Source organism: Pantoea sp. X-Soil-ISGK-275, assembly GCF_059730795.1.
The window spans coordinates 3997566-4021718 of the sequence record NZ_AP035976.1; the positions used below are offsets into that span (position 1 = coordinate 3997566).

At 56.9% G+C, this 24153-nt stretch carries 22 protein-coding genes; 7 read left to right on the forward strand and 15 right to left on the reverse strand.

Features of this window, described 5'->3' with window-relative positions:
• Positions 1 to 55: 55 nt before the first annotated feature.
• From AC6I8A_RS18610 to mntP, 11 genes are all read right to left on the reverse strand, one after another.
• Positions 56 to 892 carry a fumarylacetoacetate hydrolase family protein gene (locus AC6I8A_RS18610; protein ID WP_312180541.1) on the reverse strand — a complete coding sequence of 279 codons (837 nt, stop codon included), beginning with the start codon at positions 890 to 892 and terminating at the stop codon, positions 56 to 58.
• Positions 893 to 1000: 108 nt separating this feature from the next.
• The gene (locus AC6I8A_RS18615; RefSeq protein ID WP_258144153.1) at positions 1001 to 1822 is read right to left on the reverse strand and encodes a M55 family metallopeptidase; all 822 of its coding nucleotides are present in this window, start codon (positions 1820 to 1822) and stop codon (positions 1001 to 1003) included.
• 50 nt (positions 1823 to 1872) lie between these two features.
• Positions 1873 to 2919, reverse strand: coding sequence for a DmpA family aminopeptidase (locus AC6I8A_RS18620; protein ID WP_497818889.1), 1047 nt, complete (start codon positions 2917 to 2919; stop codon positions 1873 to 1875).
• A gap of 2 nt (positions 2920 to 2921) precedes the next feature.
• The gene (locus AC6I8A_RS18625; RefSeq protein WP_497818890.1) at positions 2922 to 3806 is read right to left on the reverse strand and encodes an ABC transporter permease subunit; all 885 of its coding nucleotides are present in this window, start codon (positions 3804 to 3806) and stop codon (positions 2922 to 2924) included.
• On the reverse strand, positions 3806 to 4735 hold the full coding sequence (locus tag AC6I8A_RS18630; RefSeq protein WP_256697779.1) for an ABC transporter permease: 930 nt from the start codon (positions 4733 to 4735) through the stop codon (positions 3806 to 3808). The genes AC6I8A_RS18625 and AC6I8A_RS18630 overlap by 1 nt, the downstream gene beginning before the upstream one ends.
• A gap of 133 nt (positions 4736 to 4868) precedes the next feature.
• Positions 4869 to 6410: a glutathione ABC transporter substrate-binding protein gene (locus AC6I8A_RS18635; RefSeq protein ID WP_497818891.1), complete on the reverse strand. Its 1542-nt coding sequence runs from the start codon at positions 6408 to 6410 to the stop codon at positions 4869 to 4871.
• A 21-nt stretch (positions 6411 to 6431) separates the two neighbouring features.
• Entirely contained in the window at positions 6432 to 8294 is a 1863-nt protein-coding gene (locus AC6I8A_RS18640) for an ABC transporter ATP-binding protein (RefSeq protein WP_497818892.1), read from the reverse strand.
• An 18-nt stretch (positions 8295 to 8312) separates the two neighbouring features.
• The gene (gene dgcA / locus AC6I8A_RS18645) at positions 8313 to 9278 is read right to left on the reverse strand and encodes an N-acetyl-D-Glu racemase DgcA (protein ID WP_497818893.1); all 966 of its coding nucleotides are present in this window, start codon (positions 9276 to 9278) and stop codon (positions 8313 to 8315) included.
• 2 nt (positions 9279 to 9280) lie between these two features.
• Positions 9281 to 10288 (reverse strand): N-acetyltransferase DgcN, encoded by a 1008-nt coding sequence (gene dgcN, locus AC6I8A_RS18650; RefSeq protein WP_265302717.1) that lies wholly within the window; start codon positions 10286 to 10288, stop codon positions 9281 to 9283.
• Positions 10289 to 10540: 252 nt separating this feature from the next.
• Positions 10541 to 10618: a stress response protein AzuC gene (gene azuC, locus AC6I8A_RS18655; protein ID WP_494951215.1), complete on the reverse strand. Its 78-nt coding sequence runs from the start codon at positions 10616 to 10618 to the stop codon at positions 10541 to 10543.
• A gap of 148 nt (positions 10619 to 10766) precedes the next feature.
• Positions 10767 to 11336, reverse strand: a complete 570-nt coding sequence (gene mntP / locus AC6I8A_RS18660; protein ID WP_256697785.1) for a manganese efflux pump MntP — start codon at positions 11334 to 11336, stop codon at positions 10767 to 10769.
• A 284-nt stretch (positions 11337 to 11620) separates the two neighbouring features.
• Here mntP and AC6I8A_RS18665 point away from each other — a divergent pair, with 284 nt between their 5' ends.
• Positions 11621 to 11860, forward strand: a complete 240-nt coding sequence (locus tag AC6I8A_RS18665; protein ID WP_007891898.1) for a DUF1158 domain-containing protein — start codon at positions 11621 to 11623, stop codon at positions 11858 to 11860.
• A 535-nt stretch (positions 11861 to 12395) separates the two neighbouring features.
• The gene (gene mqo / locus AC6I8A_RS18670) at positions 12396 to 14006 is read left to right on the forward strand and encodes a malate dehydrogenase (quinone) (protein WP_265302720.1); all 1611 of its coding nucleotides are present in this window, start codon (positions 12396 to 12398) and stop codon (positions 14004 to 14006) included.
• 77 nt (positions 14007 to 14083) lie between these two features.
• On the opposite strand, the gene AC6I8A_RS18675 is transcribed toward mqo, so the two are convergent.
• Complete coding sequence (locus AC6I8A_RS18675) at positions 14084 to 14671, reverse strand: LysE family translocator (protein ID WP_256697787.1); 588 nt, start codon at positions 14669 to 14671, stop codon at positions 14084 to 14086.
• Positions 14672 to 14807: 136 nt separating this feature from the next.
• Between AC6I8A_RS18675 and AC6I8A_RS18680 the strand changes: the two genes are divergently transcribed.
• The gene (locus tag AC6I8A_RS18680) at positions 14808 to 16298 is read left to right on the forward strand and encodes an aminotransferase-like domain-containing protein (RefSeq protein WP_008106646.1); all 1491 of its coding nucleotides are present in this window, start codon (positions 14808 to 14810) and stop codon (positions 16296 to 16298) included.
• Here the strand turns inward: AC6I8A_RS18680 and AC6I8A_RS18685 are convergent.
• Positions 16265 to 16888: a glutathione S-transferase family protein gene (locus tag AC6I8A_RS18685; RefSeq protein WP_256697788.1), complete on the reverse strand. Its 624-nt coding sequence runs from the start codon at positions 16886 to 16888 to the stop codon at positions 16265 to 16267. The two genes, AC6I8A_RS18680 and AC6I8A_RS18685, sit on opposite strands and share 34 nt — an antisense overlap.
• Positions 16889 to 17001: 113 nt before the next feature.
• On the opposite strand from AC6I8A_RS18685, the gene AC6I8A_RS18690 reads away from it, so the two are divergent.
• A complete protein-coding gene (locus AC6I8A_RS18690; protein WP_256697789.1) occupies positions 17002 to 17850 on the forward strand; it encodes a PhzF family phenazine biosynthesis protein in 849 nt (282 codons plus the stop codon).
• 70 nt (positions 17851 to 17920) lie between these two features.
• Here the strand turns inward: AC6I8A_RS18690 and AC6I8A_RS18695 are convergent, their stop codons facing one another.
• Positions 17921 to 18679 (reverse strand): SDR family NAD(P)-dependent oxidoreductase, encoded by a 759-nt coding sequence (locus tag AC6I8A_RS18695; RefSeq protein WP_256697791.1) that lies wholly within the window; start codon positions 18677 to 18679, stop codon positions 17921 to 17923.
• A gap of 115 nt (positions 18680 to 18794) precedes the next feature.
• On the opposite strand from AC6I8A_RS18695, the gene AC6I8A_RS18700 reads away from it, so the two are divergent.
• The 3 genes from AC6I8A_RS18700 to AC6I8A_RS18710 all read left to right on the forward strand — a co-directional run bounded on the left by AC6I8A_RS18700 (position 18795) and on the right by AC6I8A_RS18710 (position 22371).
• Positions 18795 to 19694 (forward strand): LysR family transcriptional regulator, encoded by a 900-nt coding sequence (locus AC6I8A_RS18700; protein WP_036648956.1) that lies wholly within the window; start codon positions 18795 to 18797, stop codon positions 19692 to 19694.
• Positions 19695 to 19739: 45 nt separating this feature from the next.
• On the forward strand, positions 19740 to 20747 hold the full coding sequence (gene yhjD, locus AC6I8A_RS18705; RefSeq protein ID WP_497818894.1) for an inner membrane protein YhjD: 1008 nt from the start codon (positions 19740 to 19742) through the stop codon (positions 20745 to 20747).
• Positions 20748 to 21036: 289 nt separating this feature from the next.
• Positions 21037 to 22371, forward strand: a complete 1335-nt coding sequence (locus AC6I8A_RS18710; protein ID WP_101762781.1) for an MFS transporter — start codon at positions 21037 to 21039, stop codon at positions 22369 to 22371.
• Positions 22372 to 22612: 241 nt separating this feature from the next.
• On the opposite strand, the gene ilvC is transcribed toward AC6I8A_RS18710, so the two are convergent.
• Positions 22613 to 24088 (reverse strand): ketol-acid reductoisomerase, encoded by a 1476-nt coding sequence (gene ilvC / locus AC6I8A_RS18715; protein ID WP_256697795.1) that lies wholly within the window; start codon positions 24086 to 24088, stop codon positions 22613 to 22615.
• Positions 24089 to 24153 lie beyond the last annotated feature (65 nt).

The following is a 24153-nucleotide window of genomic DNA, read 5'->3' on the forward strand; positions in this document are numbered from 1 at the left end:
TGACTGGGGTGAGCACACGTAGCCAACGCAGCGGCGGCTCGAAGTATGACGGGCGCTAAGCCACGTAATGATGTAAACGGCCGATCTTTTCGATTTCTACTTCAATCTCATCGCCGGGGAACATAAACAGCGGTGGCGTGCGTTTTTTACCGACGCCGCCCGGTGAACCGGTGATGATCACATCGCCTGGCGACAGCGGGCTGAACGCGGAAATGTACTCGATGATCTTCGCCACCGGATGCACCATGCTGGCGGTGGTGTCATTCTGCACTTCGCGCTGATTGAGCCAGGTTTTGATCGCCAGCTGCTGCGGATCGGGGATCTCGTCGGCGGTGGTCATCCACGGCCCGAAACCGCCGGTTTGCTGCCAGTTTTTCCCGGCGGTGAACCAGGTAAACTGCATGTCGCGCACCGTGGCATCCATAAAGCAGCTGTAACCCGCAACGTGATTCAGCGCATCAGCGGCTTTCACCTGATAGGCCGCTTTGCCAATGATCACCGCCAGTTCGCCTTCGTAATCAAATTCCTGCGTGGTCGCGGGTTTCATCAGCGGCTGCTCGTGCGCCGCCAGCGAATCCGCGAAACGCACAAACAGCGTCGGCGCTTCAATCGTCTCGGCAAACTCTTTGCGTTTGTCGGCGTAGTTCATGCCAACACAGAACACTTTGCCAGGATTTTCTACCACCGGCAGGAAGCGAATGGCGCTAAACGGGTGATCAACCGGCATTGAAACGAAGGCGTCGAGATCGCTTAACGCGCCGCGTTGCAGCAAGGTTTTCAGGTCCGGGCAGTCAGCGCCGAGACGCGCGCCGATATCAATCACGCCCTCTTGCTGCACAATACCGTAACTTTTTCTTTGCTGGTCAATAAGATAAAAACTGCAGAGCTGCATGACTGCCTCGTTGTTATATATAAATTGCGCGCAGGTTAGCAAAATTCAGCAGGAAATGCGGACCGACCTGATGATTTAGCGCGGCCGCCATAAATGGCGCCCCTACGATCACGACTGCGTGCTCGCCAGATAGGAGAAGGCGCTCAGCAGGCTGATTAACGTGTTCATGTTGTCCGCGCGATAACCAACGGTGACCGCGTCAATGCGCGTCACGCCGGGAATCAGGCTGAACAGATCCGCCAACACTGGTTTGCTGGCTTGCAGCTGCATCTCATAAGGCGCGCTCAACCGCGTGGTGCTGATTTGGCGTTTGCGCTGCACCGCAGCCGTTGCCGCAGCGCGAATGGCGTTCTGCGCTGCCTGCGGGCTGATGGATTCGGCACAGGTGTGTGAGATGGCGCGTTTCACACAGACGTAATCCACCGAGGGATAATGCTCGGCAATCCAGCCTTTGAGCTGATCGTCACCGCTTACCAGCCACAGCGGCGTGCCCTGTTCGGCAGCGGCTGCGGCGTAGATATCGGTCTCGCCCATCACTTTACCGTTGATGTGAATGCGCCAGAACGCACGGCCATTAATGGTGTGCGCCAGCACGCCCGGTTCGCCCGCCGCGCTGTGATAGCCGATAAAGAACAGGCCATCAAACGGCTGCTGCTCAATGCCTTCCACCATCGATAAGCCACGCGGTTTACCTTGCACCATGCGCGCGCGGGGATCGATATTCTCCGCGCGTAGGTTGGTCATCTGCGCGTGGCTGTCGGCCACCACCACTTCCGTCGCGCCACCGGCAAAGGCGCCATCGATGGCGGCGTTAACTTCCTGTTCCATGAGTCCGCGCGCCAGTTGGTATTCCGCGTGGCCGGGTGAACACTGTTCAGGGCGCATGACGCCGGCGATGCCTTCGATGTCAGCAGAGATGAAGATTTTCATGAGGTTGGGTTCCATGCGGTTATTGGCAGAGGTCGCCATGAATGGCGACCCTACGACGCGGTCAATCGATCTAATACTTCGGTTAACGACGGGCGATGATGGCCGCGAAAACCGGTGACGGCTTCGGCGCTGAGTAAGGCATCCAGCACCGCGTGTTCGGTGGCATCGGCGGCGGCGGCGAGTAGCGGTTCCAGCGTGGATTCTTCTGGCGGTTGCGGCTGTGGCTGAGTGGAAAATGCCACTGCAATATCGCCCGAACCGTGGCCCCAATAACTGCCCAGTCGTCCCAAACCGGCACCGGCGCGTTTGGCGACGCGCTTCAGCTGACGTGCATCGAGCGGCGCATCGGTCGCCATAATAATGATGATGGAACCGGCATCGCGCTGCGGCGTCAGTTCCGGCAGCAGCGGCGCGATCATTTCGCCGAGGCGTACGCCATCCAGCGTCAGCGCGGTTAACGCGCCAAAGTTCGCCAGCACCAGCACGCCCAGCGTGGCGTTGAGCGACGGAATACTGCGCGACGCCGTACCAATGCCGCCTTTCAAACTGAAACAGCTCATGCCGCGCCCGGCACCAACGCTGCCGCGATCGAAATCTGTCGTGGCGTCATAGAGTGCTTGCTGCGCCATCGTTTCAGTGATCGCCAGCGCCTGAATATCGTTGAGCCAGCCGTCGTTGCACTCCAGCGCCAGCGGATTGACCGTGGGCAAGCTACGGCCCAACTCGCTGTTGCGGCTGATGGCATCGCGCACCAGCGTGGTAAACAGCGTGCCGACCGCCAGCGTGTTGCTCAGCAGAATCGGCGTTTGCAGCACGCCCAACTCTTCAACCTGGACCAGACCAACCGGCTTGGCGAAACCGTTAAACACCGCCGCCGCACAAGGCAGCGGCTGGGTAAACAGATTGTCGCCCGGCGGCACAATCGCGGTGACGCCGGTTTGCCGCTCGCCGTCGGCTAACGTGTAGTGACCGACGCGCACACCCGGCACGTCGCTAATACGATTGGTTGGCCCGCTGGCGCTGCGCGGTTGTCCCAGCTGGCGCTCGCTGCGCCAGCGTTGCAGCAGCAGGTCGCGCTGCAGTTGTTGAAAGTCCATGCTTAGCTCTTCAGTTTGGGATCGAGCGTGTCGCGCAGCGCATCACCCAACAGGTTAAACGCCAGCACGGTAATGAATATCGCCAGACCCGGAAACACGCTGACGTGCCACAAGCCAGCCATCATCATGCTGCGGCTCATCGCCAGAATATTGCCCCACTCCGGCACATCGGGTTCCGGGCCGAGACCGATAAAACTCAGCCCGGCGGCGGTCAGAATACTGGTGCCGATACGCATAGTGAAATAGACAATCACGTTTGACAGCGTGCCCGGCAGAATGTGGCGCAGCAGAATCACGCGGTCCGGCGCACCGGCACAGCGCACCGCTTCAACATACGCTGCCTGTTTCAGCGACAGCGTGGACGCACGCACGATGCGGGCAAACACCGGCACGCTGAAGATCGCTACCGCGATGATGACGTTGTTGAGTCCCGGACCGAGAATCGCCACCACCGCAATCGCCAGCAGCATGCCGGGAAAGGCGAACAGCACGTCAGAGCCACGCATAATCAGCATATCGATCCAGCGTCCGTAATAGCCCGCCAGCAGGCCGAGCAGCACGCCAACTATCATGCCGAGCGTTACCGACAACACGCCCACATACAGCGAGATACGCGCGCCAAAGATGATGCGGCTGAACAGATCGCGCCCCAGTTCGTCGGTGCCCATCCAGTGCGTGCTGGAGGGCGGCGATGACAGCGCCATCCAGTCGGGTGCCATTGGATCCCATGGCGCCAGCCAGGGCGCGAAAATGGCCACCAGCACCAGCAGCAGCACAAAGCCGCCGGAGACCAGCGCCAGCGGATTACGCACCAGCGCGTGCAGGAAATCGCGCCACGGCGAACGGATCGCCTCCTGCGCGTGGGCAGGCAGAGATTGCAGACTCATCAGGGCTCCTGTCGCAGGCGAATCGCTGGGTTGACCACGGCGTACAGCAGATCCACCAGTAGGTTAATGATAATAAATTCAAACACGAACAGCATGACTAACGCCTGGATCACCGGTTGATCCTGCGCTTTGATCGACTCGATCAACAGCCAGCCCAATCCCGGCCAGTTGAACACGCTTTCGACCACGATCGATCCGCCGAGCAGAAAACCAAACTGCAAACCGAGCATGGTGATCACCGGAATCAACGCATTGCGCATCACGTGTTTCCACGTCACCAGCCGATTACGCAGCCCTTTGGCTTTCGCGGTGCGCACGTAATCTTCCTGCGCCACTTCAAGAAACGCCGAGCGGGTGAAGCGCGCCATCACCGCCGCCACCGAAGAACCGAGCGTGATCGCCGGTAATACGATGTCGCTGGGTTGGCTGAAGCCGCTGACGGAGAACAGGCCAAATGGCATGGCGACAAACTGGATCAGCAGCAGGCCGAGCCAGAACGTGGGCATCGAGATGCCGCCGACGGCGACGCTCATTAAGGTCCAGTCCTGCCATTTACCGCGTTTCAGGGCGGCAAACACGCCGAGGAAAAGGCCCAGAATCACCGACCAGGCAAAACCGGCCAGCGCCAGCCACAGCGTGGGCATAAAGCCCTGCTTGATCACCTCCAGCACCGGCTGTTGAGTGCGATAAGTGACGCCCAGATCGCCGCGCAGCAGGCCACCGATCCAGTTGATATATTGCTGCGGCAGCGGATCGTTAAGTCCCAGATGCTGACGCGCTGCTTCCACCGCGGCCAAAGGCGCATCCGGTCCGGCGTAGATACGCGCCGGATCGCCAGGCAGCAGTTTGATGAAGCCGAAGACCAGCAGCGAGACCACCAGCAATACGGGGATCATCTCCAGCAGTCGGCGAATGATGTATGCGAACATGCGGTTCCTTTTGGTTGGGTGCGGGTTTTTTCCCTCACCCTAGCCCTCTCCCAGAGGGAGAGGGGATTGGTTGTGCCCGCCTATTCATTCCCTCTCCCGCTTGCGGGAGAGGGTTAGGGTGAGGGCAAAGGCTTTACTTAAACGTCGCCTGATTAAACAGGAAGTTGCCATCCGGCAGCATCGACACGCCGCTCAGCGTGCTGCGTTTGCCGACCAGATTGTCTGGCGTGCCGAGGAAGGCGACTGGCGCCTCTTTCCACAACACTTTCTGTGCCTCGGCGTAAGCTTCGCCACGCTTAGCCGGATCGGCGGTGGCTAGGCCGCCGGCAATCGCTTTGTCGGCTTCGGCGTTGCTGAAGTACGAGACGTTATACGAGGTCGGCACCCAGGATTCGGTGGCGTAGAGTGGACGCAAGGCCCAATCGGCATCACCGGTTGATGTCGACCAGCCGCCGTAATAGAGATCAAATTCTGCCGCTTTCGGGTCCTTCACGCCCCACAGTTTGGCGTTGCGCGTGCCGGAATCCATCGGCGTTACCGTGGCGCGAATGCCCACCGTTGCCAGCTGCGCTTTTAATACCTGCGCGGCACGCACGCTGGCGGTGGCGTTGGTGACCCACAGTTTGAGATCGAGGCCGTTCGGATATCCGGCGGCTTTCAGCAGCGCTTTGGCTTCATCTGGCGCATAGCGATAGTTCGGCGCGCTCTGCTTCTGGTAGAACTGCACGCCTTGCGGAATCGCCGAGCTGGCTGGTTTGCCCATGCCGGCAAACGCCACTTTCAACCACAGATCGCGGTCAATGGCGTAGTTGATCGCCTGACGCACGCGCACATCCGCCAGCGGTTTGTGCTGAGTGTTGATCGCCATGTAATAGAGGTAAATGCTCGGATCGCGCTGCACCGCCAGTTTGCTGTCGCTCTGCACGGTGGCGATCAGATCGGATGGCAGCGGCCAGATCGCATCTACCTGGCCCGACTTCAGCGCCGCAACGCGCGTGGCATCTTCCGGGCTTGGCGAGAAGATCACGTTATCCACTTTCGGCCAGCCTTTCTGCCAGTAGCCGTCGTACTTCGCCAGCGTCACCGCTTTGCCCGGCTGCCACGTTACAAACTTGAACGGGCCGGTGCCGACCGGATGCAGGCGCAGCTGCGCTTCTTCCGGATACTGCTTGAGAATCGCCGGGCTCCACATCACCGCGGACGGATGCGCCAGCGTGTTGATGAAAGCACCAAACGATTGGTTCAGATCGATTTTCACCTGATCCGGCGCCAGCACCGTTACCTTCGCAATCATCTTGTAGAGGCTGTTGCGCTTGAGGCCTTTGGTCTGGTCGGCAAGGCGATCAAGGTTGGCTTTTACCGCTTCGGCATCGAACGGCGTGCCATCCTGGAAGGTCACGTCTTTACGCAGCGTCAGGGTAAATTCGGTGGCGCTGTCGTTGCTGGTGTAGCGGGTAGCCAGCCACGGCTGCAGCTTCATCCTGGCATCGAACTGGAACAGACGTTCGAAGATGCCGCTCTGCACCGAGTAGCTGACGTTATCGGAGGTATCGTGCGGATCGAGGCCGGTGATGTCGGCATACATCGAAATGCGCAGATCCTGCGCCTGAGCGGTGGCGGCCAGCGAGAGGGTCAATCCCAGCGCGAGCGCAGTACGGCGGAAAATCGGGTTCATGAAATCTCCTGGTATTGAGGGTTAGCGCGAAACACAATCAGCGACCCAGTGTTGCGGAGCAACCTGGCGATAACGCGGTTTAACGACCGTTTCTCCCACCTTGCGCAGCGGCGAAGGAATTTCGCTGTCCTCGAAAGTGCGGGGTTGACGGTTCTGGGGATCGGCCACCGGCACCGAGGCCAGCAGACGTTGGGTATAGGGATGTTGCGGCTGGTTGAACACCGATTGACGCGGCCCCAGCTCAACAATCTGGCCGAGATACATCACCGCCACGCGGTTAGCGATGCGTTCCACCACCGCCATGTCGTGCGAGATAAAAATCCACGCCACGCCGGTTTGCTGTTGCAGATCCATCATCAGGTTTACCACCTGCGCCTGAATCGACACGTCCAGCGCTGAGACGGCTTCGTCGGCGATGATCACTTTGGGTTTCAACGCCATGGCGCGTGCAATGGCAATACGCTGGCGTTGGCCGCCGGAAAATTCATGTGGATAGCGCTGCGCGTGTTCCGGCAATAAGCCCACGCTTTTCAGCAACGCATCGACCTGCGGCGACGCGTCTTCCAGCGACTTGACCATGCCGTGCAGCAGCAGCGGTTCGGCAATGGTGAAGCCGACGGTGAGACGCGGATTGAGCGAGGCGTAAGGGTCCTGAAACACCATCTGAATTTCACGGCGCAACGGCTGGAACTGCGCTTCTTTCAGGTTGGCGATTTCATTGCCCTGGAAATGGATGCTGTCGGCGTCGCTGTTAATCAGCCGCATCAGCGCCCGGCCGGTGGTGGATTTGCCGCAGCCGCTTTCGCCGACAATCGCCAGGGTTTCGCCCGGCCACAGGCTGAAATCGATCTGCTCCACCGCGTGCACCTGATGGGTGAGCGCCGAGAAAATGCCGCTGCGAATCGGGTAGTAGACTTTCAGGCCGCGTACATCCAGCAGCGGCGTTTCGTCATAGCGCGCGGTGCGCTGCTCGCTGTTATCGCTGGCATTGCTGCCCAATAGCGGAAAGCGCTGTGGCCATGCGTGTTCGCGCATATCGCCGAGCTTCGGCACTGCGGCCAATAATGCTTTGGTGTAAGGATGCTGCGGCGCGTTGAAGATTTCAGTTACCGTGCCCTGCTCAACTACTTCGCCGCGCAGCATCACCACCACGCGATCGGCGATTTCTGCCACCACGCCCATGTCGTGGGTGATGAACAGCACCGCCATCTGCTTCTCGCGCTGCAGGTCACGCAGGATGTGCAGAATGCGCGCCTGCACCGTGACATCCAGCGCGGTGGTCGGCTCATCAGCAATCAGCAGTTGCGGATCGCAGGCCAGCGCCTGGGCAATCATTACGCGCTGGCGCATGCCGCCCGATAGCGAATGCGGATAGCTTTTCATCACCCGATCGACATCAGCGATGCGCACCTGGCGCAGTAATTCACGGGCGCGCGCCTCGGCCTGACTTTTGTCGCAAATCTGATGATCCCGCAGCGCTTCGGTCAGCTGATCGCCGACGCGCAATACCGGATTGAGCGAGGTCATCGGCTCCTGGAAAATCATCGCCATTTCACGACCACGCAAGGCACGGCGCTGGGTTTCATTTAGCGTGGCAAGCTGATGCGCGTTGCCCTGACGATCGCGAAACTGCATGCTGCCGCGATCGATACGCCCGGACGCGGCCAGCAAGCCCATTACCGCCAGCGAGGTGACCGATTTACCCGAGCCACTTTCACCGACCACGGCGACAATTTCGCCCTGATGAATATTAAAGCTGATGCCCTTCAGCGCCTGATTTTCGCCGCTGCGGCCGCGAAAACTGACGCTGAGATCCTGAATCGCGAGCACCGGTGCTGAACCGGCAACGCTGGCGGCGTTGGGTGTATGTAAAGTGTCCGTCATCGTTGCTCCGCGTGCGGGTTACAGCCAGATTTGGCCTTGAGCGTAAGAAAGGAAGGGCGAGCTATCGGCGGCCAGCCAGATTGGGCCATCGAGATCGACATGCTCAGCGGCAATCGCCACCGGCAGCGCTGCTTCCATCGCCAGTGAAGAGCCGAGCATGCAGCCGACCATCAAGCGCATATCGCGCTTCTGCGCCTCCTCCACCATCGCCAGCGCTTCGGTCAACCCGCCGCACTTATCCAGCTTGATGTTGATCATCTCGTAGCGATTACGCAGCGGCGCGATGTCTTCACGTGTGTGGCAACTCTCATCGGCACACACCGGAATCGGGTGCGCGAAGCGCTGCAACGCCTGATCCTGGCCCGCCGGCAGCGGCTGCTCGACCATCGCGATGTTAAAACTCGCCAGCGCGTTGAACAGGCTTGGCAAATCCACGCCCGACCAGGCTTCATTGGCATCAATGATTAAGGTGGCGCGCGGTGCGGCCTGTCGAATCGCGGCGACTTTCTCCAGAATCTCGTCGCGATTGAGTTTGATTTTCAGCAGGATGGCGCCGCGTGATACCGCGTCGGCAGCGGCGGCGGCCATGTTCTCGATGGAATCGAGGCTGAGGGTTTCGGCGGTGATCACCGATGGCGGCTGACGACGCTCGCACTGTTGCCACAGCGTGTGCTTCACCAGCGCGGCATCAAGACGCCACAGCGCGCAGTCCAGCGCATTACGCGCTGAACCGGCAGACACACGGCTTTGCAGATCAAGGCGGCTCAGGCCCGCTTCCATGTCGGCGCGCAGCGCTTCCAGTTCGGCATTGACGCTTTCTGGCGTTTCATCGTAGCGCGGCGTGGGCGTACATTCGCCGCGGCCAATAAAGCCGTTCTGCTCCAGCGTCACGCGAATTACCGTAACCGCCGTGCGAGTGCCACGTGAGATGGCAAACGGACGCGCCAGCGGCAGCTCCAGCACTTCAATCTGCATGCGCCGCATAATTAGCCTCGCTCCTGCAGCAGCGCGGCGATATCCGCAATGCCGAAACGCACCGGATCGGTGGCTGGCACGCCGAATTCTGCGCTGATTTCTGCGCAATAGGCGCGCGCTTCTGCTTCGCTGTAGTTTGAGGTGTTGATGGCGAAACCGGCCAGTTGTACCGCGTCGCTGGTAACGTGCGCCGCGCGCAGGTTGGCTTCTACGCAATCTTTCAGGCTGACCATCGGCTGATGCGGCAGATGACGCATATGCGGACGGCCCATTTCATGGCACATCACCAGCCAATGCGGCTGCGCACCGTGAATCAGGCCCATGCTGACGCCAGCGTACGAAGGATGGAACAGTGAACCCTGGCCTTCGACGATATCCCAGTGATCGGCGTCATTGGCTGGTGACAGCGCTTCAACCGCACCGGCGATGAAGTCGGCAATTACTGCATCAATCGCGATACCTTCGCCCGCCACCAAAATACCGGTCTGGCCGGTGGCGCGGAAATCGGCTTTCATGCCGCGTTCACGCATCGCGGCTTCCAGCGCCAGCGAGGTGTACATCTTGCCTACCGAGCAATCGGTGCCGACAGTAAGTACACGCTTACCTGTACGCTTTTTACCGCTGCCTACTTCCAGTTTTGGACGCATATGACGCAGGTCGAACAGCTCAACACCGAACTCTTTGGCCAGCGCCACCAGCTCCGGCTCATCCACCAGACGATGGTGCAAACCGCTGGCCACGTTCATCCCGGCAGAGATGGCGCTTTTTACCGTGTCGAGCCAATGCGCGGGCAAGTAACCGCCGGCATTCGCGGTGCCGAGCACCAGCGTTTTGGCGCCGCGCGCTTTGGCAGCGGCAATGTCGAGGACGTCGAGGCCCAGCGATACGGTGCAGCCCGGCAATTTGATTTCGCCAACGCACTGCTCTGGACGCCAGACGTGGATGCCGCGGGCGGTTTTAGCGGCCAGTGGATCGGTTACGTCGCCGAGGAAGAGTAAATAAGGTTGTGGGATCAGCATGATGTTTCTCATTTCAGACGGTTTATAGGGCCTGAATTGACTATTTCATGCAGAAGATGGGGTGACGAATGCTTGTTTAGTTGCGGGGTATAACGTGCGGCTATAGCCAGATCGAAATCTGATGGCTGAAGGATTTTATCAGCAAGTTAGGGAGAAAATGGGGGGAATTGCGGCTGGAGAGATAAGAAAACAGTTGATAACCACAGGTCGATCCGTGACCGCGATTATCGAGGGTATTCTGTTAGCGCTGGATTAATGCTGTGCGCCTGGCGGTACGTGCTTGAAGGTTTCAACGTAAGCGTTAAACACGTAGCGGAAAAAGCGTTTCATAAGGCACCTGGTTCAAAAATTGTTGAAGAAATACGCAAAAAGTATAGCCTCTGAGCGTTTTCACCGCAATTATTTTTGAAGTAGATCACAGAATTGGGTTTTGGTGCGGATGTGAAGAAGAGGTCGCCATGAATGGCGACCCTACAAATTAAAACCAGCCTAAGTGCTGGCCCAAAATGGTGCAGCCTATGCTGATCAGCACTACACCGCCCAACACTTCGGCCCATTTGCCCATCACCGGACCGATAAAGCGGCCCACCAGCACGCCGGTGGTCGCCATAATGGTAGTGGCGGCGCCAATGGTGACGGCGGTCATGATGATATTCACTTGCAGGAACGCCAGGCCAACACCGACGGCCAGCGCATCAAGACTGGTGGCGACAGCAGTTAACGCCAGCACCATAAAACCGTGACGCTGCGGCGCTTCGCAAGGCTCATCGGCGGTTTGACGGAAGCCTTCCATTATCATACGGCCGCCCAGCACGGTTAACAGCACGAACGCCACCCAGTGATCCCACGCCATGATGTAGCGGCTGGCCGCAAGGCCAATCGCCCAGCCAATCAGCGGCGTTAACATTTCAATGACGCCAAAGATCAAACCGGTACGCAGCGCTTCTTTGAAATTTGGGCGATGCAGCGATGCGCCTTTGCCCAATGCTGCGGCGAAAGCGTCCATCGACATGCCAAAGGCCAAAATCAGGGTTGCGATAAATGTCATGGGTTTTAAATCAATGCTGCGGAACCGGCGCTAAAGCCGCTACTTCTCCGCATTTATTGTTCAGTAATGAAAAAGTGCGCGCAGTCTAACACGCAAAAACGGCAAAAAAAAGACAGTAAAATCAGGGATTTAAGTATAGCAAAGGCTATAACTCTTAACTTTCGCTATTTTTGGCGCTAAGTGAATGGAATAGAAGAAATTTCTTAGCGCGATTCGGCACGGGGATTGCACCGTAGCGCGGTTTTATGCGCTAATGCCCGCGCTAACTGATTTGGATAATGACCATGAATAACCCATTCGAAACGCTGATCATCCCAGGCGGCATTCTGCTGCTGGGCTTTCTTTCTGCCCTGCTGCTGCCCGCGCCTTCATTTGGTATTGAGCTGGCAAAACAGCTGCAGGAAAGTCTGCATCTGATGGATGTTAATCAGCTGTATACCATCGTCTTTAGTTTGTGGTTTTTACTGCTAGGCGCGATTGAGTTTTTCGTCATTCGCTTCCTGTGGCGCCGCCGATCGCGCTGATCATTTTTCCGTCAAGGTGATGCATTTTTCTTCTGGCGGACACCCACGCCCAAGCTGAAATTCATCACCACAAAAATGTAACATTACTTTTACACGATATGGCGAAATATCGCGCAACATAAAATCCGCATAAATAATCAATTTAGTTAAAATTTATAATTTTCAATAAATTAAAATGTGACACACCTCACTCACCTTTTTCAATCCCATCAAAAGCACTCACAATAGCGTAACAACTGCATTACGCTAACCGTCTGATTAAGAGATAAAAATCCCTTATGACCGCGGGGTTGAGCTGATTAATTCTTATGCTGAATCTTTTCCGCCTTTAAAAAATAAACAAACGTTTAATTCCGATACGAGAATGTTATATTCGAATGCATATGCATAACGTGCAGTTAACCGTTATCGTCCCCATGACTTATACCTGAGTCTTAACCTTTGAGAGATAGCGCCACGCGCTCGAAAGAAGCGCGGCTATTTCGCCTGCGAACCTGTTGAGCTTCAGGTCAACAGAGAGAGGAGATGTCGCCTCATGAGTACTACTGCGGTAAATCTGGCGCTCGCCGCCGCTGGCATGGAAAGTGCAAACCTTCAGGAACGAAAAGACGTCGACGTACTGCTGATTGGCGCAGGCGTGATGAGTGCGACTTTGGGCGCATGGCTGCAAGATCTCGAACCTGACTGGTCGATTGAGATGGTTGAACGTCTTGATGACGTGGCCGTTGAATCTTCTAATGGCTGGAACAACGCCGGAACCGGTCACGCCGCGCTGGCAGAGCTCAACTATACGCCGCAGAAGGCGGATGGCAGCATCGACATCGCCAAAGCGGTGGCGATTAACGAATCGTTCCAGATTTCGCGCCAGTTCTGGGCGTATCACGTTCAGAAAGGCAACCTGCGCAATCCTAAAAGCTTTATCCACAGTACGCCGCACATGAGTTTCGTCTGGGGCGACGATAACGTTGAATTCCTGCGCAAGCGTTTCAATGCGTTGCAGAAAAGCACGCTGTTCCGTGGCATGAATTACTCTGAAGACCGTGATCAAATCACCGAGTGGATTCCGCTGGTGATGAACGGGCGTGACAGCAAACAGAAAGTGGCGGCCACCTGGACCGAAATGGGCACCGACGTGAACTTCGGTGAAGTAACGCGTCAGCTGATTGCCTCTTTAGAGAAGAAAGCCAATTTCCGCCTGCGTCTGCGCCAGGAAGTGCGTGATATCAAACGCCTGAGCGACGGTCGCTGGCAGGTCACGCTGCATAATCTGGCCAGCGGCGAAAATCGCCTGCTGACCACGCGCCAGCTGTTTATTGGTGCGGGCGGCGCGGCGTTGCCGCTGCTGCAGAAATCCGGCATTCCAGAAGTGAAAGGCTACGCCGGTTTCCCGGTGGGCGGTTCATTCCTGGTGACGGAAAATCCTGACGTAGTCAAACAGCACATGGCGAAGGTGTATGGCAAAGCCAGCGTTGGCGCACCGCCGATGTCGGTGCCGCACGTCGATACCCGCGTGCTGGATGGCAAGCAGGTGCTGCTGTTTGGGCCGTTTGCGACCTTCTCGACCAAATTCCTCAAGCAGGGTTCGCTGCTGGATATGTTCGGCGCGATGAACACCAGCAACCTCAAGCCGATGGTGCAGGTTGGCCTGAAGAGCTTCGACCTGGTGAAATATCTGGTTGATCAGGTTTTGCAAAGCGACAGCGATCGTATGGAAGCGTTGCGCGCTTACGTGCCGCAGGCGAAGCAGGAAGACTGGCGTTTAGTGACTGCCGGCCAGCGCGTGCAGATCATCAAGAACGATACCGTGGAAGGCGGCGTGCTGCGTCTCGGTACCGAAGTGGTGACCTCGGAAGATGGCTCGATTTCTGCCTTGCTGGGAGCATCACCGGGCGCCTCCACCGCCGCACCGATTATGCTCGAGCTGATGGCGAAAGCCTTCCCGGAACAGATGCGTTCGCCGGAATGGCAGACCAAAATTCGCATGGTGATCCCATCGTGGGGACGCAAGCTGAACGGCGACGTCGCATTGACCGAGAAAGTGCTGGCCGATACCAGCCGCGTGTTACAACTCGACTACGAGCCGGTAATTACACCGGATGCCGCCAACGATGAAGCGCGCGAAACGGCGCACGTGGTGGGGAAGTAATAAGGTAGTTCTAGCCTGGTCGCCATGAATGGCGACCCTACAAATGCTTCGGTGCGCATATATGCGCACCGAAGCATCTAGCTGAGCAGCACCGCGTCGTACAACATCCACACAGTTGTCGCCACCAGCGACAGCGCCATCAAACTGTTAAACGCCTGACGTTTCCACGCAACCTGCAGATGGCTGCGCAGGCGATCGCCCAGCGCTGCCCAAATCAAAATGCACGGCAGATTCAGTGCCGCGAATCCCAGCAGCACCGTCAGCACGCCGTTGCTGTTGGCGTACATCAGCGCCACGTTGGTGACCATCAGCCAGGCTTTTGGGTTTACCGCCTGGAAACAGATGCCGCCAATTAACGTCATCGGGCGCGGACGTTCGCGCAGTTGCGGTGCGCCGGCATGGAAAATCTTCCAGGAAAGCCACAGCAGATAGCTACAGCCAACCACCGTCAACGGCAGGCGAATCGCGCCCATCCAGTGCAGCAGCGCATCGAGCGCCACACTCGCCAGCAGCATCTGTATCGCACAACCCAGCAGGATGCCAAACAGCATCGGCAGCGTGCGTTTAAAGCCAAAATTCACGCCTGAGGTCGCCAGCAAGAGATTGTTCGGGCCTGGCGTGATCGACATAACGGTGACGTAGCTAAAGAATGAGGGATCAAGCATGATGCGCTTCCTGAAGAATCAATGATGTCTTCATGCTAGTGCGAACGCAGCAATGGAAACAGAGACACAAAACCACTATTGTAATGGATACAGTTGTCTCAAAAATGAATTGTACCCACTGCGCGCGGAGGCTTTTGTGTCCCTTCCACTTTCATCTGGCCAAACGCTGTATCAGCAGCTGGTCGATAGCTTTGCCGAGTCGATTCATCAGGGCACGTTGAAGCCCGGCAAGCGGCTGCCAGCGATACGTCGCGTGGCACAATCGCATCAGGTAAGTATCAATACCGTGCTCAATGCGTGGCAAATTCTCGAAGATCGCGGCCTGATCGAATCGCGTCCGCAGTCGGGTTATTACGTGCGTGGCGTGCTGCCCGCCGTAACGCGCCCTGTCAAACCGCTGCCGGCAAAAATCAACGATCCCAGTGCGCAAAAGCTGGAGCTGATTGAGCAAGTGTTCGCGGCGCAAAATAATCCCGATTACACCAATATCTCGCTGGCCTGTCCGCAGGATGGCACTTTCTATCCGGCGGCGCGAATAGCGCGAATTACTGCGTCGATTTTGCGCCAGAATCCCGACATTATCGGACGCTATGCGCTTCCACCTGGTAGTGAGCGCTTACGGGAGGAGATTGCGCGTCGCGCTCTGCACAACGGCATCAACCTGCCGCCGCAGGCGATCACACTGACGCACGGCTGTATGGAAGCGCTCCAGCTGGCGCTGCGTGCGGTGACCAAACCTGGCGATTGTATTGGTCTGGAATCGCCAACCTATTTCTTCCTGTTCCCGCTGCTGGCGTCGCTGGGTTTGAAGGCGCTGGAAATTCCCACCGATCCGCAGCAGGGACTGTCGCTGGATGCGCTGGAGATGTTGTTACAGGAGAAGCGGATTCAGGCGGTGATCGCCATGCCGGGCGCGCAGAACCCGTTGGGATATGTGATGCCGCTGGAAAACAAAAAGCGGCTGGCGAAGTTAGTGAACACTTACCACGTTCCGCTGCTGGAAGATGGTTTGTATGACGAATTGCAGTTTGAGTGGCCGCTGTCGCCGCCGGTGAAGGCGTTTGATAGCGATGGTTGGGTGATTTACTGCACCAGCTTTACCAAAACTGTGGCGCCCGATTTCCGCGTCGGCTGGACTGCCGCGGGACGTTTTCATGACGCTATCGCCCACCTCAAAGCGGTTTCGTCGATGGCGGAATCACGCTTGTTAAGTGAAACCCTGGCCGAATTTCTTGCCAGCGGCGGCTACGATCACCATCTGCGCACGCTGCGTCGGCGCTATGCCGCCAATCTGGATGCGGCGCGCGGTATTCTGGCGCGCCACTTTCCACAGGGCACGCGCGCTACCCTGCCGCGCGGCGGGTTTGTTTTTTGGGTCGAACTGCCGGGAAATATTGATACCGTGGAGATGTTTCATCGTTTGCTGCAGGAGCAAATCTGTGTGACGCCAGGCGCGCTCTACTCGCTGAGCGATCGTTATAAACACGCCTTGCGTCTCTCCTGCTGCTATCCGTTTGATGAGCGTTATACGTGGGCGTTGCAGCGCACCGGCGCGCTGGCCTGCGAAATGACAGGTCTCGCGCCGGGACAGGATCAGGGTTTGCCGTTGCGGCCCCAGGTGGTGTAAGGCTCGCGCTCGGTCAGACGCTCGTAATAGGTCTGTACCGCCGGGAAGTTAGGATGATCCAGCGGGGTTTCAAACCAGCGGTTCACCGCCAGTCCAACCGGAATATCCGCCAGCGAGAAATTGCGGCCTGCGACGTAGCGCCCGGTTTTCTCCAGATGCTGGTTGAGAATGTTCATGGTGTGCGTCCAGCCTTTTACGGCCGCCGCCAGCAAGCGGGGATCCTGATGCGCTGGCGAGTTGCGCACCAGTGACATAAACGCATAGCGCCATGAGGTATTGAGTTCGGTGGCTTGCCAATCCATCCACTGATCGACCGGCGCGCGCGCGCGAGGATTACCGGGATAGAGCCATTCGCCGCCATTGCTGTTAGCGAGATAGCGCAGAATGGTGTTGGATTCCCACAGCACGAAGTCGTCCTCGATAATCACCGGGACCATGGCGTTGGGATTGAGCGCCATAAACTCTGGCGAGTGCAGCGATTGCGGATCATCGCCCCAGGGTTCTAATTCGTATGCAATATCGAGTTCTGCACACAGCCACAAAACTTTTCGCACGTTAATTGAAGAAGTACGGCCAAGAACTTTTAACATTGTGGACTCCGATTCCAGAATTCTTAATCTATTCATAGCCCTGTTGCTGGCCTTTCGCAATCAGCAGGATGTAAATCCCGATTTCAGACAACCTCAACGAGGAAGGAGTGACAATGAAGGTCGCATTTAAACAGGTGGATGTGTTTACCTCATCGGCGTTTAAAGGGAATCCGCTGGCGGTAATTATGGATGCACAGGGATTGAGTGACGCGCAGCTGACGGCGATTGCGCGCTGGACCAATCTGTCCGAAACCACCTTTGTGCTGCCGCCACAGAATGTGGCGGCAGATTACCGCGTGCGCATTTTTACCGTGGAAGGTGAATTGCCGTTTGCCGGGCATCCGACGCTTGGCACCGCGCATGCGCTGCTGGAAGCGGGCTGGCCGCTGAAAACGCCAGGCAAAATCGTGCAGGAGTGCGGCGTGGGGTTGGTTGAGGTGAAAATCAGCGACGACGGCGCGCTGGCCTTTGCCGCACCCGCCGCTCGCTTAACGCCCTTCAGCGATGCGCTGATGAGCAGCGCGCTGAACAGTGAAGCTTTCGATCTCAGCCAAACGCCGACCATCGTTGATATGGGCATCCGCTGGCTGCTGATTCCGATGAGTAGCGCGCAAGCGGTGCTGGATGTGGTGCCGTCAGCCGCCGATTTACACCGTTTACAACAGCATGCTGAGGTTAACGGCACGGCGATTTTTGGCGCGTTACCAGCAGGTGAAAACGAGCAGTATGAATTGCGCGCATTGCTGGTTGAGAACGGCAGTTTGACCGAAGATCCAGTGACCGGCAGCGCCAACGCCTGTCTGGCACGTTACTTCGAGGCGAACCACCAAACGCGGGATTATCGGGCGCGTCAGGGCAGCGCGATTCAGCGTGAAGGTCGGATTCAAGTGAGTTTTACGGATAAGGCGATCTGGATTGGCGGCCAAACCGTGACGGTGATTGATGGGACGATTGATCTGTAAGGTTGCCATTTATGGCAACCTGGCTGGCGTCGCTGTTTAACGAGGTCGCCATGAATGGCGACCCTACGGATTATAGGCCTTGGCCGCCTGAGGCTTCGATGCGCTGTGCGGTGATCCAGCCGGTTTCATCGCTGAGGATCGCGCTGATGGCATCGCCGATATCATCTGGCAAGCCAACGCGGCCTAACGCGGTCACCGAGGCGATGTGATCGTTGAGATCTTTGGTATCACGCACGCGACCGCCACCGAAGTCGGTTTCAATCGCGCCGGGCGCCAGAATGTTGACGCGGATATGGCGCTCGCCCAACTCTTTTGCCTGATAGCGGGTTAATACTTCCATCGCGCCTTTAATTGAGGCGTAAGTGCCTGAACCCGGCAGCGTCAAACGGGTTAAACCGCTGGAGATATTCAGGATGCGTCCACCATCAACGATCAGCGGCAGCAGTTTTTGCGTCAGGAAGAACGGCCCTTTGAAGTGCACATTCACCAGCGCATCAAACTCATCTTCGGTGGTCTCGGCGAACAGCTTGTAGTGGCCATGACCGGCGTTGTTCACTAAATAATCAAAATTGTCACGCTGCCAGGTTTTCTGCAGCGCTTCTTTCACCTGCGCCACGAAGCCATCGAACGTGCTGCTATCGCCCACATCCAGCTGCAGCGCCACCGCACGCGCGCCCAGCGCTTCAATCTCTTGCACCACCGCCTGCGCTTCTTCCGCGTGACCGCGATAGGTAAACAGGATATCGATGCCTTTGGCGGCCAGTTTCAGCGCCCCATTCTTGCCTAAACCACGATTTCCGCCGGTAATCAATGCAATTTTATGACTCATGTTTCGCTCCAGTTGGAAAATTGAACACGTGTTAAGGATATTCGTGAATAATTGATCTATAAACGCAGAGGAATACGCAGCACTGTTTCACTAACAACAACAATCGGTGAACAACATGGATAAAATTCACGCAATGCAGGTTTTTGTGCGAGTGGCAGAAATGGGCAGTTTTACCCGTGCAGCAGAAAGTTTGGGTTTACCGAAAGGCAGCGTATCGCGTCAGCTGCAGGCGCTGGAAAATCAAATGGGGACGCGGCTGCTGCATCGCACCACAAGGCGCGTGCATCTGACGCAGGACGGCCTGGTCTATTACGATCGCTGCCTCGATTTGCTCTCAATGCTCGACGACATGGACAGCCTGTTCCAGCACGATCCCGGCACCTTAAGCGGCAAGCTGCGCGTGGATATGTCGGTGGCGATGGCAACCGGCTTTGTGCTGCCTCGTTTGCCGGAATTTTTGCAGCACTATCCCGGTCTGGAAATTGAGCTCAGCAGCAGCGATCGCCAGGTCGATGTGATTCGCGAAGGCTTTGACTGCGTGGTGCGCGTTGGCGAGCTGAAAGATTCCGGGCTGATTGCGCGGAAAATCGGCTCGCACGCCTTGATCAACTGCGCCAGCCCCGGCTACCTTTCCCGCTTCGGCATGCCGGTGCGGCTGGAAGATCTGTCGCAACACGCGATGGTGCATTACACCCAGCAGCTTGGGCAACCTTCACTGGGCTTTGAATATTTTGATGGCAAACAGTGTCATTACGTTCAAACCGGCGGCGTGGTGACGGTAAACAGCACCGAAACCTATCGCGCGGCGTGCATGGCCGGGCTCGGCATTATTCAGGTGCCGGCGATTGGCGTGCAACCGCTGCTGGAGTCAGGACAACTGGTTGAAGTGCTGCATCACTTCCCGGCGAAACCGATGCCGATCTCGCTGCTTTACCCGCATCGCCGTAACGTGGCGCGCCGCGTACGCGTGTTTATGGAGTGGTTAAGCCACGTCTTGCAGGAGTACGTGACATAGCAGGCTATAATTGTATTTTCGCAGTGAACAGGATGACTATCGTCTATGACGGACAAAAAACCTATAGAGACAGCGGCCAAGGCAGAAGCCAAGCCGCTTATTGATATTAAAACCGGCAATAAAACCGTGGATGGCTCGATTCAACATGTGTCGCGCTTCGCTGCCTGGTTTCAGGCGATTCCGGCGGTGGCGCACTTTATGCGCGCGCTGGAACGCTTCAACGATCGTCTCGGTAGCCAGTTTGGCGCGGCGATCACTTACTTTTCCTTTCTCTCTCTGATACCGATTTTGATGGTCTCCTTTGCGGCGGTCGGTTTTGTACTGGCGTCGAATCAGGATTTGCTCACCGAGTTGATCAACAAAATCGTTAACAGCATCAGCGACCCGACGTTGGCCACCACGCTGAAAAATACGGTGAATACCGCGATTCAGCAGCGTGCCACAGTGGGATTAACCGGTTTGCTGCTGGCGCTCTACTCCGGCATTAACTGGATGGGCAACCTGCGTGAAGCGGTGCGCGCGCAGTCACGCGACGTGTGGGAACGTACGCCAGACGATCAGGAGAAACTCTGGAAGAAGTACGCGCGCGACCTGCTTTCGCTGCTGGGTTTGATGTTTGCGCTGGTGATTACGCTGTCGCTGACCTCGATTGCCGGTGCGGCGCAGGCGGCGATCGTTAATGCGCTGGGGCTGGAAGACATTGAGTGGCTGCGTCCGGCGATGACGGTAATTGCATTATCTATCTCCATCTTTGCTAACTATCTGCTATTCCTGTGGATCTTCTGGATTCTGCCGCGCCACAAGCCACGTAAAAAAGCACTGTTCCGTGGCACGCTGCTGGCGGCGATTGGCTTTGAGGTGATCAAGTTTGTGATGACGCTGACGCTGCCGAAGCTGGCGACTTCGCCATCGGGCGCGGCCTTTGGTTCGGTGCTCGGGTTGATGGCATTCTTCTACTTCTTTGCGCGTTTGACGCTGTTCTGCGCCGCGTGGATCGCCACCGCGAAATATAAAGATGATAAAGAGATGCCGCAGCCGCATCAGGCTAAATAAGCCGACGAGGTTGTTACATTTGCCGTACTAGCTAAAAATGTTTCCTGTTGGCTACTTTTTCAGCAAAAACCAGCAGGAAACGCTAAAGGGTCACTTTAATTTGGCCCTTTTGCAGAGATTCCCGCCAAAAAAATGACACTTCCCGTTCCCATCCGCCACTGATTGCAGCAACTCAGAAATTATCCACTTATTCGCCGAAAAAGCCCGGTCTGACGCGGTTTTTCGCCATTGAATGCCGCAAACCAGGTGCGTAAGATTCTCTGTCTACATTTACAATTAAGAAACACTTATGCAAGCCTCCATCACAGAAACACTCGACAAAAAACACGACGACACGCCGGTCAATTCACGTGGCAAAGTGGTTGTGGCATCGCTTGTCGGCACCGCCATTGAGTTCTTCGATTTCTATATCTATGCCACCGCTGCGGTGATTATTTTCCCGCACATCTTCTTCCCGCAGGGCGATCCGACCGTGGCCACGTTGCAGTCGCTGGCGACCTTCGCGATCGCCTTCGTGGCGCGTCCTATCGGTTCTGCCGTGTTTGGACACTTTGGCGACCGAGTTGGCCGTAAAGCCACCCTGGTGGCATCGCTGCTGACCATGGGCGTCTCGACGGTGCTGATTGGTTTACTGCCAGGTTATGAAACCATTGGCGTGGCAGCGCCGCTGCTGCTGGCGCTGGCGCGTTTTGGTCAGGGCCTTGGACTCGGTGGCGAATGGGGCGGCGCAGCACTGCTGGCCACCGAAAATGCCCCGGCGAAGAAACGTGCGCTTTATGGTTCGTTCCCACAGCTCGGCGCGCCGATTGGCTTCTTCTTCGCTAACGGCACGTTCCTGCTGCTTTCATGGTTGCTAACCGACGAGCAGTTCATGAACTGGGGCTGGCGCGTGCCGTTTATTCTCTCTGCGGTGCTGGTGTTAATTGGCCTGTATGTGCGCGTTTCGCTGCATGAAAGCCCGGTATTCGCCAAAGTGCAGAAAGAGAACAAACAGGTGAAAATGCCGATCGGCACGCTGCTGAGCAAGCATCTGACCGCCACCATTCTCGGCACCTTCATCATGCTCGCCACTTACACGCTGTTCTACATCATGACCGTGTATTCGATGAGTTACGGCACCGCACCCGCACCGGCTGGCCTCGGCTATTCACGTAACAGCTTCCTGTGGATGCTGATGGTGGCGGTGATTGGTTTTGGTGTGATGGTGCCGATTGCCGGTCTCCTGGCCGATCGCTTTGGTCGTCGTAAAACCATGATCACCATTACGTTGATGATTATCGCCTTTGCATTGATGTTCCCAATGCTGCTGGGTTCTGGCTCTCAGGTGCTGGTGATGGGCTTCCTGATCCTTGGTCTGAGCATTATGGGCCTGACGTTTGGTCCGATGGGCGCGCTGCTGCCAGAACTGTTCCCGACGGAAGTGCGTTATACCGGTGCATCCTTCTCCTACAACCTGTCGTCGATTCTTGGGGCCTCGGTAGCGCCTTATATCGCCACGTGGTTGAATGCCCACTACGGTTTGCAGGCGGTGGGTTTCTATCTTGCTTCGATGGCCGTATTGACGTTGATCGCGCTGATTGCCTGTAAAGAGACACGTAATCAGACGCTGTATGAAGCGGTGTGATTGATTTCCACCATTCGTGCTCGCTGTCCCCCATCCCGGCCTTCCCCCGCTAGCGGGGGAAGGAGACGCTGCCACATGCAGCTTCATCACTGGCATGTGGCAGCATCTTCCTCCCCCATTTATGGGGGAGGACCGAGGAGGGGGACACCGAGCACATACATAGCGGGACAGCGAGCACCAATAACAAAAAACCCCGGCAAGCCGGGGTTTTTATTGTGCTGAAAACGGTGTCGTGCGTGGCTTAGCCAGCGACAGCGATACGTTTCATATCGGTCATGTAGCCACGCAGTTTGCGGCCTACAGATTCGATTGGATGCTGACGAACGGCTTCGTTGACGTCACGCAGCTGCGCGTTATCAACCTGCGTACCTTCGATCGCTTTGCCCAGATCCCCCGGCTGCAGCGTGGTCATGAACTCTTTCAGCAGTGGAACTGCCGCGAAGGAGAACAGGTAGTTACCGTATTCTGCGGTATCGGAAATAACCACGTTCATCTCATACAGACGCTTACGTGCGATAGTATTAGCAATCAGCGGCAGCTCGTGCAGTGATTCGTAGTAAGCCGACTCTTCAATGATGCCCGCGTCAACCATGGTTTCGAACGCCAGCTCAACGCCTGCTTTCACCATTGCAACCATCACGACGCCTTTGTCGTAGTATTCCTGCTCTTCGATTTTGCCATCAAACTGCGGTGCGTTTTCGAATGCGGTTGCGCCGGTCTCTTCACGCCAGGTCAGCAGGTTTTTGTCGTCGTTAGCCCAGTCAGCCATCATGCCTGAAGAGAATTCGCCAGAGATGATGTCATCCATGTGCTTCTGGAACAGCGGTGCCATGATGGTTTTCAGCTGCTCAGACAGCGCGTACGCACGGATTTTCGCCGGGTTAGACAGGCGATCCATCATCAACGTAATGCCGCCGAACTTCAGGGATTCGGTGATGGTTTCCCAGCCGAACTGAATCAGTTTTTCAGTGTAAGCCGCGTCGTGACCTTCAGCCACCAGCTTGTCGAAGCACAGCAGAGAACCGGCCTGCAGCATACCGCACAGGATGGTCTGCTCGCCCATCAGGTCAGATTTCACTTCCGCAACGAAGGAAGATTCCAGCACGCCCGCACGGTCGCCGCCGGTCGCTGCTGCCCAGGCTTTAGCAATCGCCATGCCTTCACCTTTGGGATCGTTTTCCGGGTGAACGGCGATCAGCGTAGGAACACCGAAACCACGCTTGTACTCTTCACGTACTTCAGTACCCGGGCACTTCGGTGCCACCATCACGACGGTGATGTCTTTACGGATGGTTTCGCCCACTTCAACGATATTGAAACCGTGTGAGTAACCCAGCGCAGCGCCATCTTTCATCAGCGGCTGAACAGCCTGAACCACAGCAGAGTGCTGCTTGTCTGGCGTCAGGTTAACCACCAGATCGGCCTGTGGGATCAGCTCTTCGTAAGTCCCCACTTTGAAGCCGTTATCGGTCGCTTTGCGGAAAGAGGCACGCTTCTCAGCAATCGCTTCAGCACGCAGGGCATACGCCACGTCCAGACCAGAATCACGCATGTTCAGGCCCTGGTTCAGACCCTGAGCACCACAACCAACGATGACCACTTTCTTGCCTTTCAGGAAGCTAGCGCCATCTGCGAATTCGTCGCGTGACATGAAACGACATTTGCCCAGCTGCGCTAACTGGTTGCGCAGATTCAAAGTGTTGAAGTAATTAGCCATGGGTACTCCGGTTAGATGTTGTGTTTGTTTTTGTTCAGTAACGACGTTGTCTCTTACGCCGCGAA

Bases quoted from the DNA above. Each gene is read 5' to 3' on its own strand.
- AC6I8A_RS18610 (WP_312180541.1), bottom strand. From the start codon at position 892: ATGCAGCTCTGCAGTTTTTATCTTATTGACCAGCAAAGAAAAAGTTAC.
- AC6I8A_RS18615 (WP_258144153.1), bottom strand. From the start codon at position 1,822: ATGAAAATCTTCATCTCTGCTGACATCGAAGGCATCGCCGGCGTCATG.
- AC6I8A_RS18620 (WP_497818889.1), bottom strand. From the start codon at position 2,919: ATGGACTTTCAACAACTGCAGCGCGACCTGCTGCTGCAACGCTGGCGC.
- AC6I8A_RS18625 (WP_497818890.1), bottom strand. From the start codon at position 3,806: ATGAGTCTGCAATCTCTGCCTGCCCACGCGCAGGAGGCGATCCGTTCG.
- AC6I8A_RS18630 (WP_256697779.1), bottom strand. From the start codon at position 4,735: ATGTTCGCATACATCATTCGCCGACTGCTGGAGATGATCCCCGTATTG.
- AC6I8A_RS18635 (WP_497818891.1), bottom strand. From the start codon at position 6,410: ATGAACCCGATTTTCCGCCGTACTGCGCTCGCGCTGGGATTGACCCTC.
- AC6I8A_RS18640 (WP_497818892.1), bottom strand. From the start codon at position 8,294: ATGACGGACACTTTACATACACCCAACGCCGCCAGCGTTGCCGGTTCA.
- dgcA (WP_497818893.1), bottom strand. From the start codon at position 9,278: ATGCGGCGCATGCAGATTGAAGTGCTGGAGCTGCCGCTGGCGCGTCCG.
- dgcN (WP_265302717.1), bottom strand. From the start codon at position 10,288: ATGCTGATCCCACAACCTTATTTACTCTTCCTCGGCGACGTAACCGAT.
- azuC (WP_494951215.1), bottom strand. From the start codon at position 10,618: ATGAAACGCTTTTTCCGCTACGTGTTTAACGCTTACGTTGAAACCTTC.
- mntP (WP_256697785.1), bottom strand. From the start codon at position 11,336: ATGACATTTATCGCAACCCTGATTTTGGCCTTTGGCATGTCGATGGAC.
- AC6I8A_RS18665 (WP_007891898.1), top strand. From the start codon at position 11,621: ATGAATAACCCATTCGAAACGCTGATCATCCCAGGCGGCATTCTGCTG.
- mqo (WP_265302720.1), top strand. From the start codon at position 12,396: ATGAGTACTACTGCGGTAAATCTGGCGCTCGCCGCCGCTGGCATGGAA.
- AC6I8A_RS18675 (WP_256697787.1), bottom strand. From the start codon at position 14,671: ATGCTTGATCCCTCATTCTTTAGCTACGTCACCGTTATGTCGATCACG.
- AC6I8A_RS18685 (WP_256697788.1), bottom strand. From the start codon at position 16,888: ATGTTAAAAGTTCTTGGCCGTACTTCTTCAATTAACGTGCGAAAAGTT.
- AC6I8A_RS18690 (WP_256697789.1), top strand. From the start codon at position 17,002: ATGAAGGTCGCATTTAAACAGGTGGATGTGTTTACCTCATCGGCGTTT.
- AC6I8A_RS18695 (WP_256697791.1), bottom strand. From the start codon at position 18,679: ATGAGTCATAAAATTGCATTGATTACCGGCGGAAATCGTGGTTTAGGC.
- AC6I8A_RS18700 (WP_036648956.1), top strand. From the start codon at position 18,795: ATGGATAAAATTCACGCAATGCAGGTTTTTGTGCGAGTGGCAGAAATG.
- yhjD (WP_497818894.1), top strand. From the start codon at position 19,740: ATGACGGACAAAAAACCTATAGAGACAGCGGCCAAGGCAGAAGCCAAG.
- AC6I8A_RS18710 (WP_101762781.1), top strand. From the start codon at position 21,037: ATGCAAGCCTCCATCACAGAAACACTCGACAAAAAACACGACGACACG.
- ilvC (WP_256697795.1), bottom strand. From the start codon at position 24,088: ATGGCTAATTACTTCAACACTTTGAATCTGCGCAACCAGTTAGCGCAG.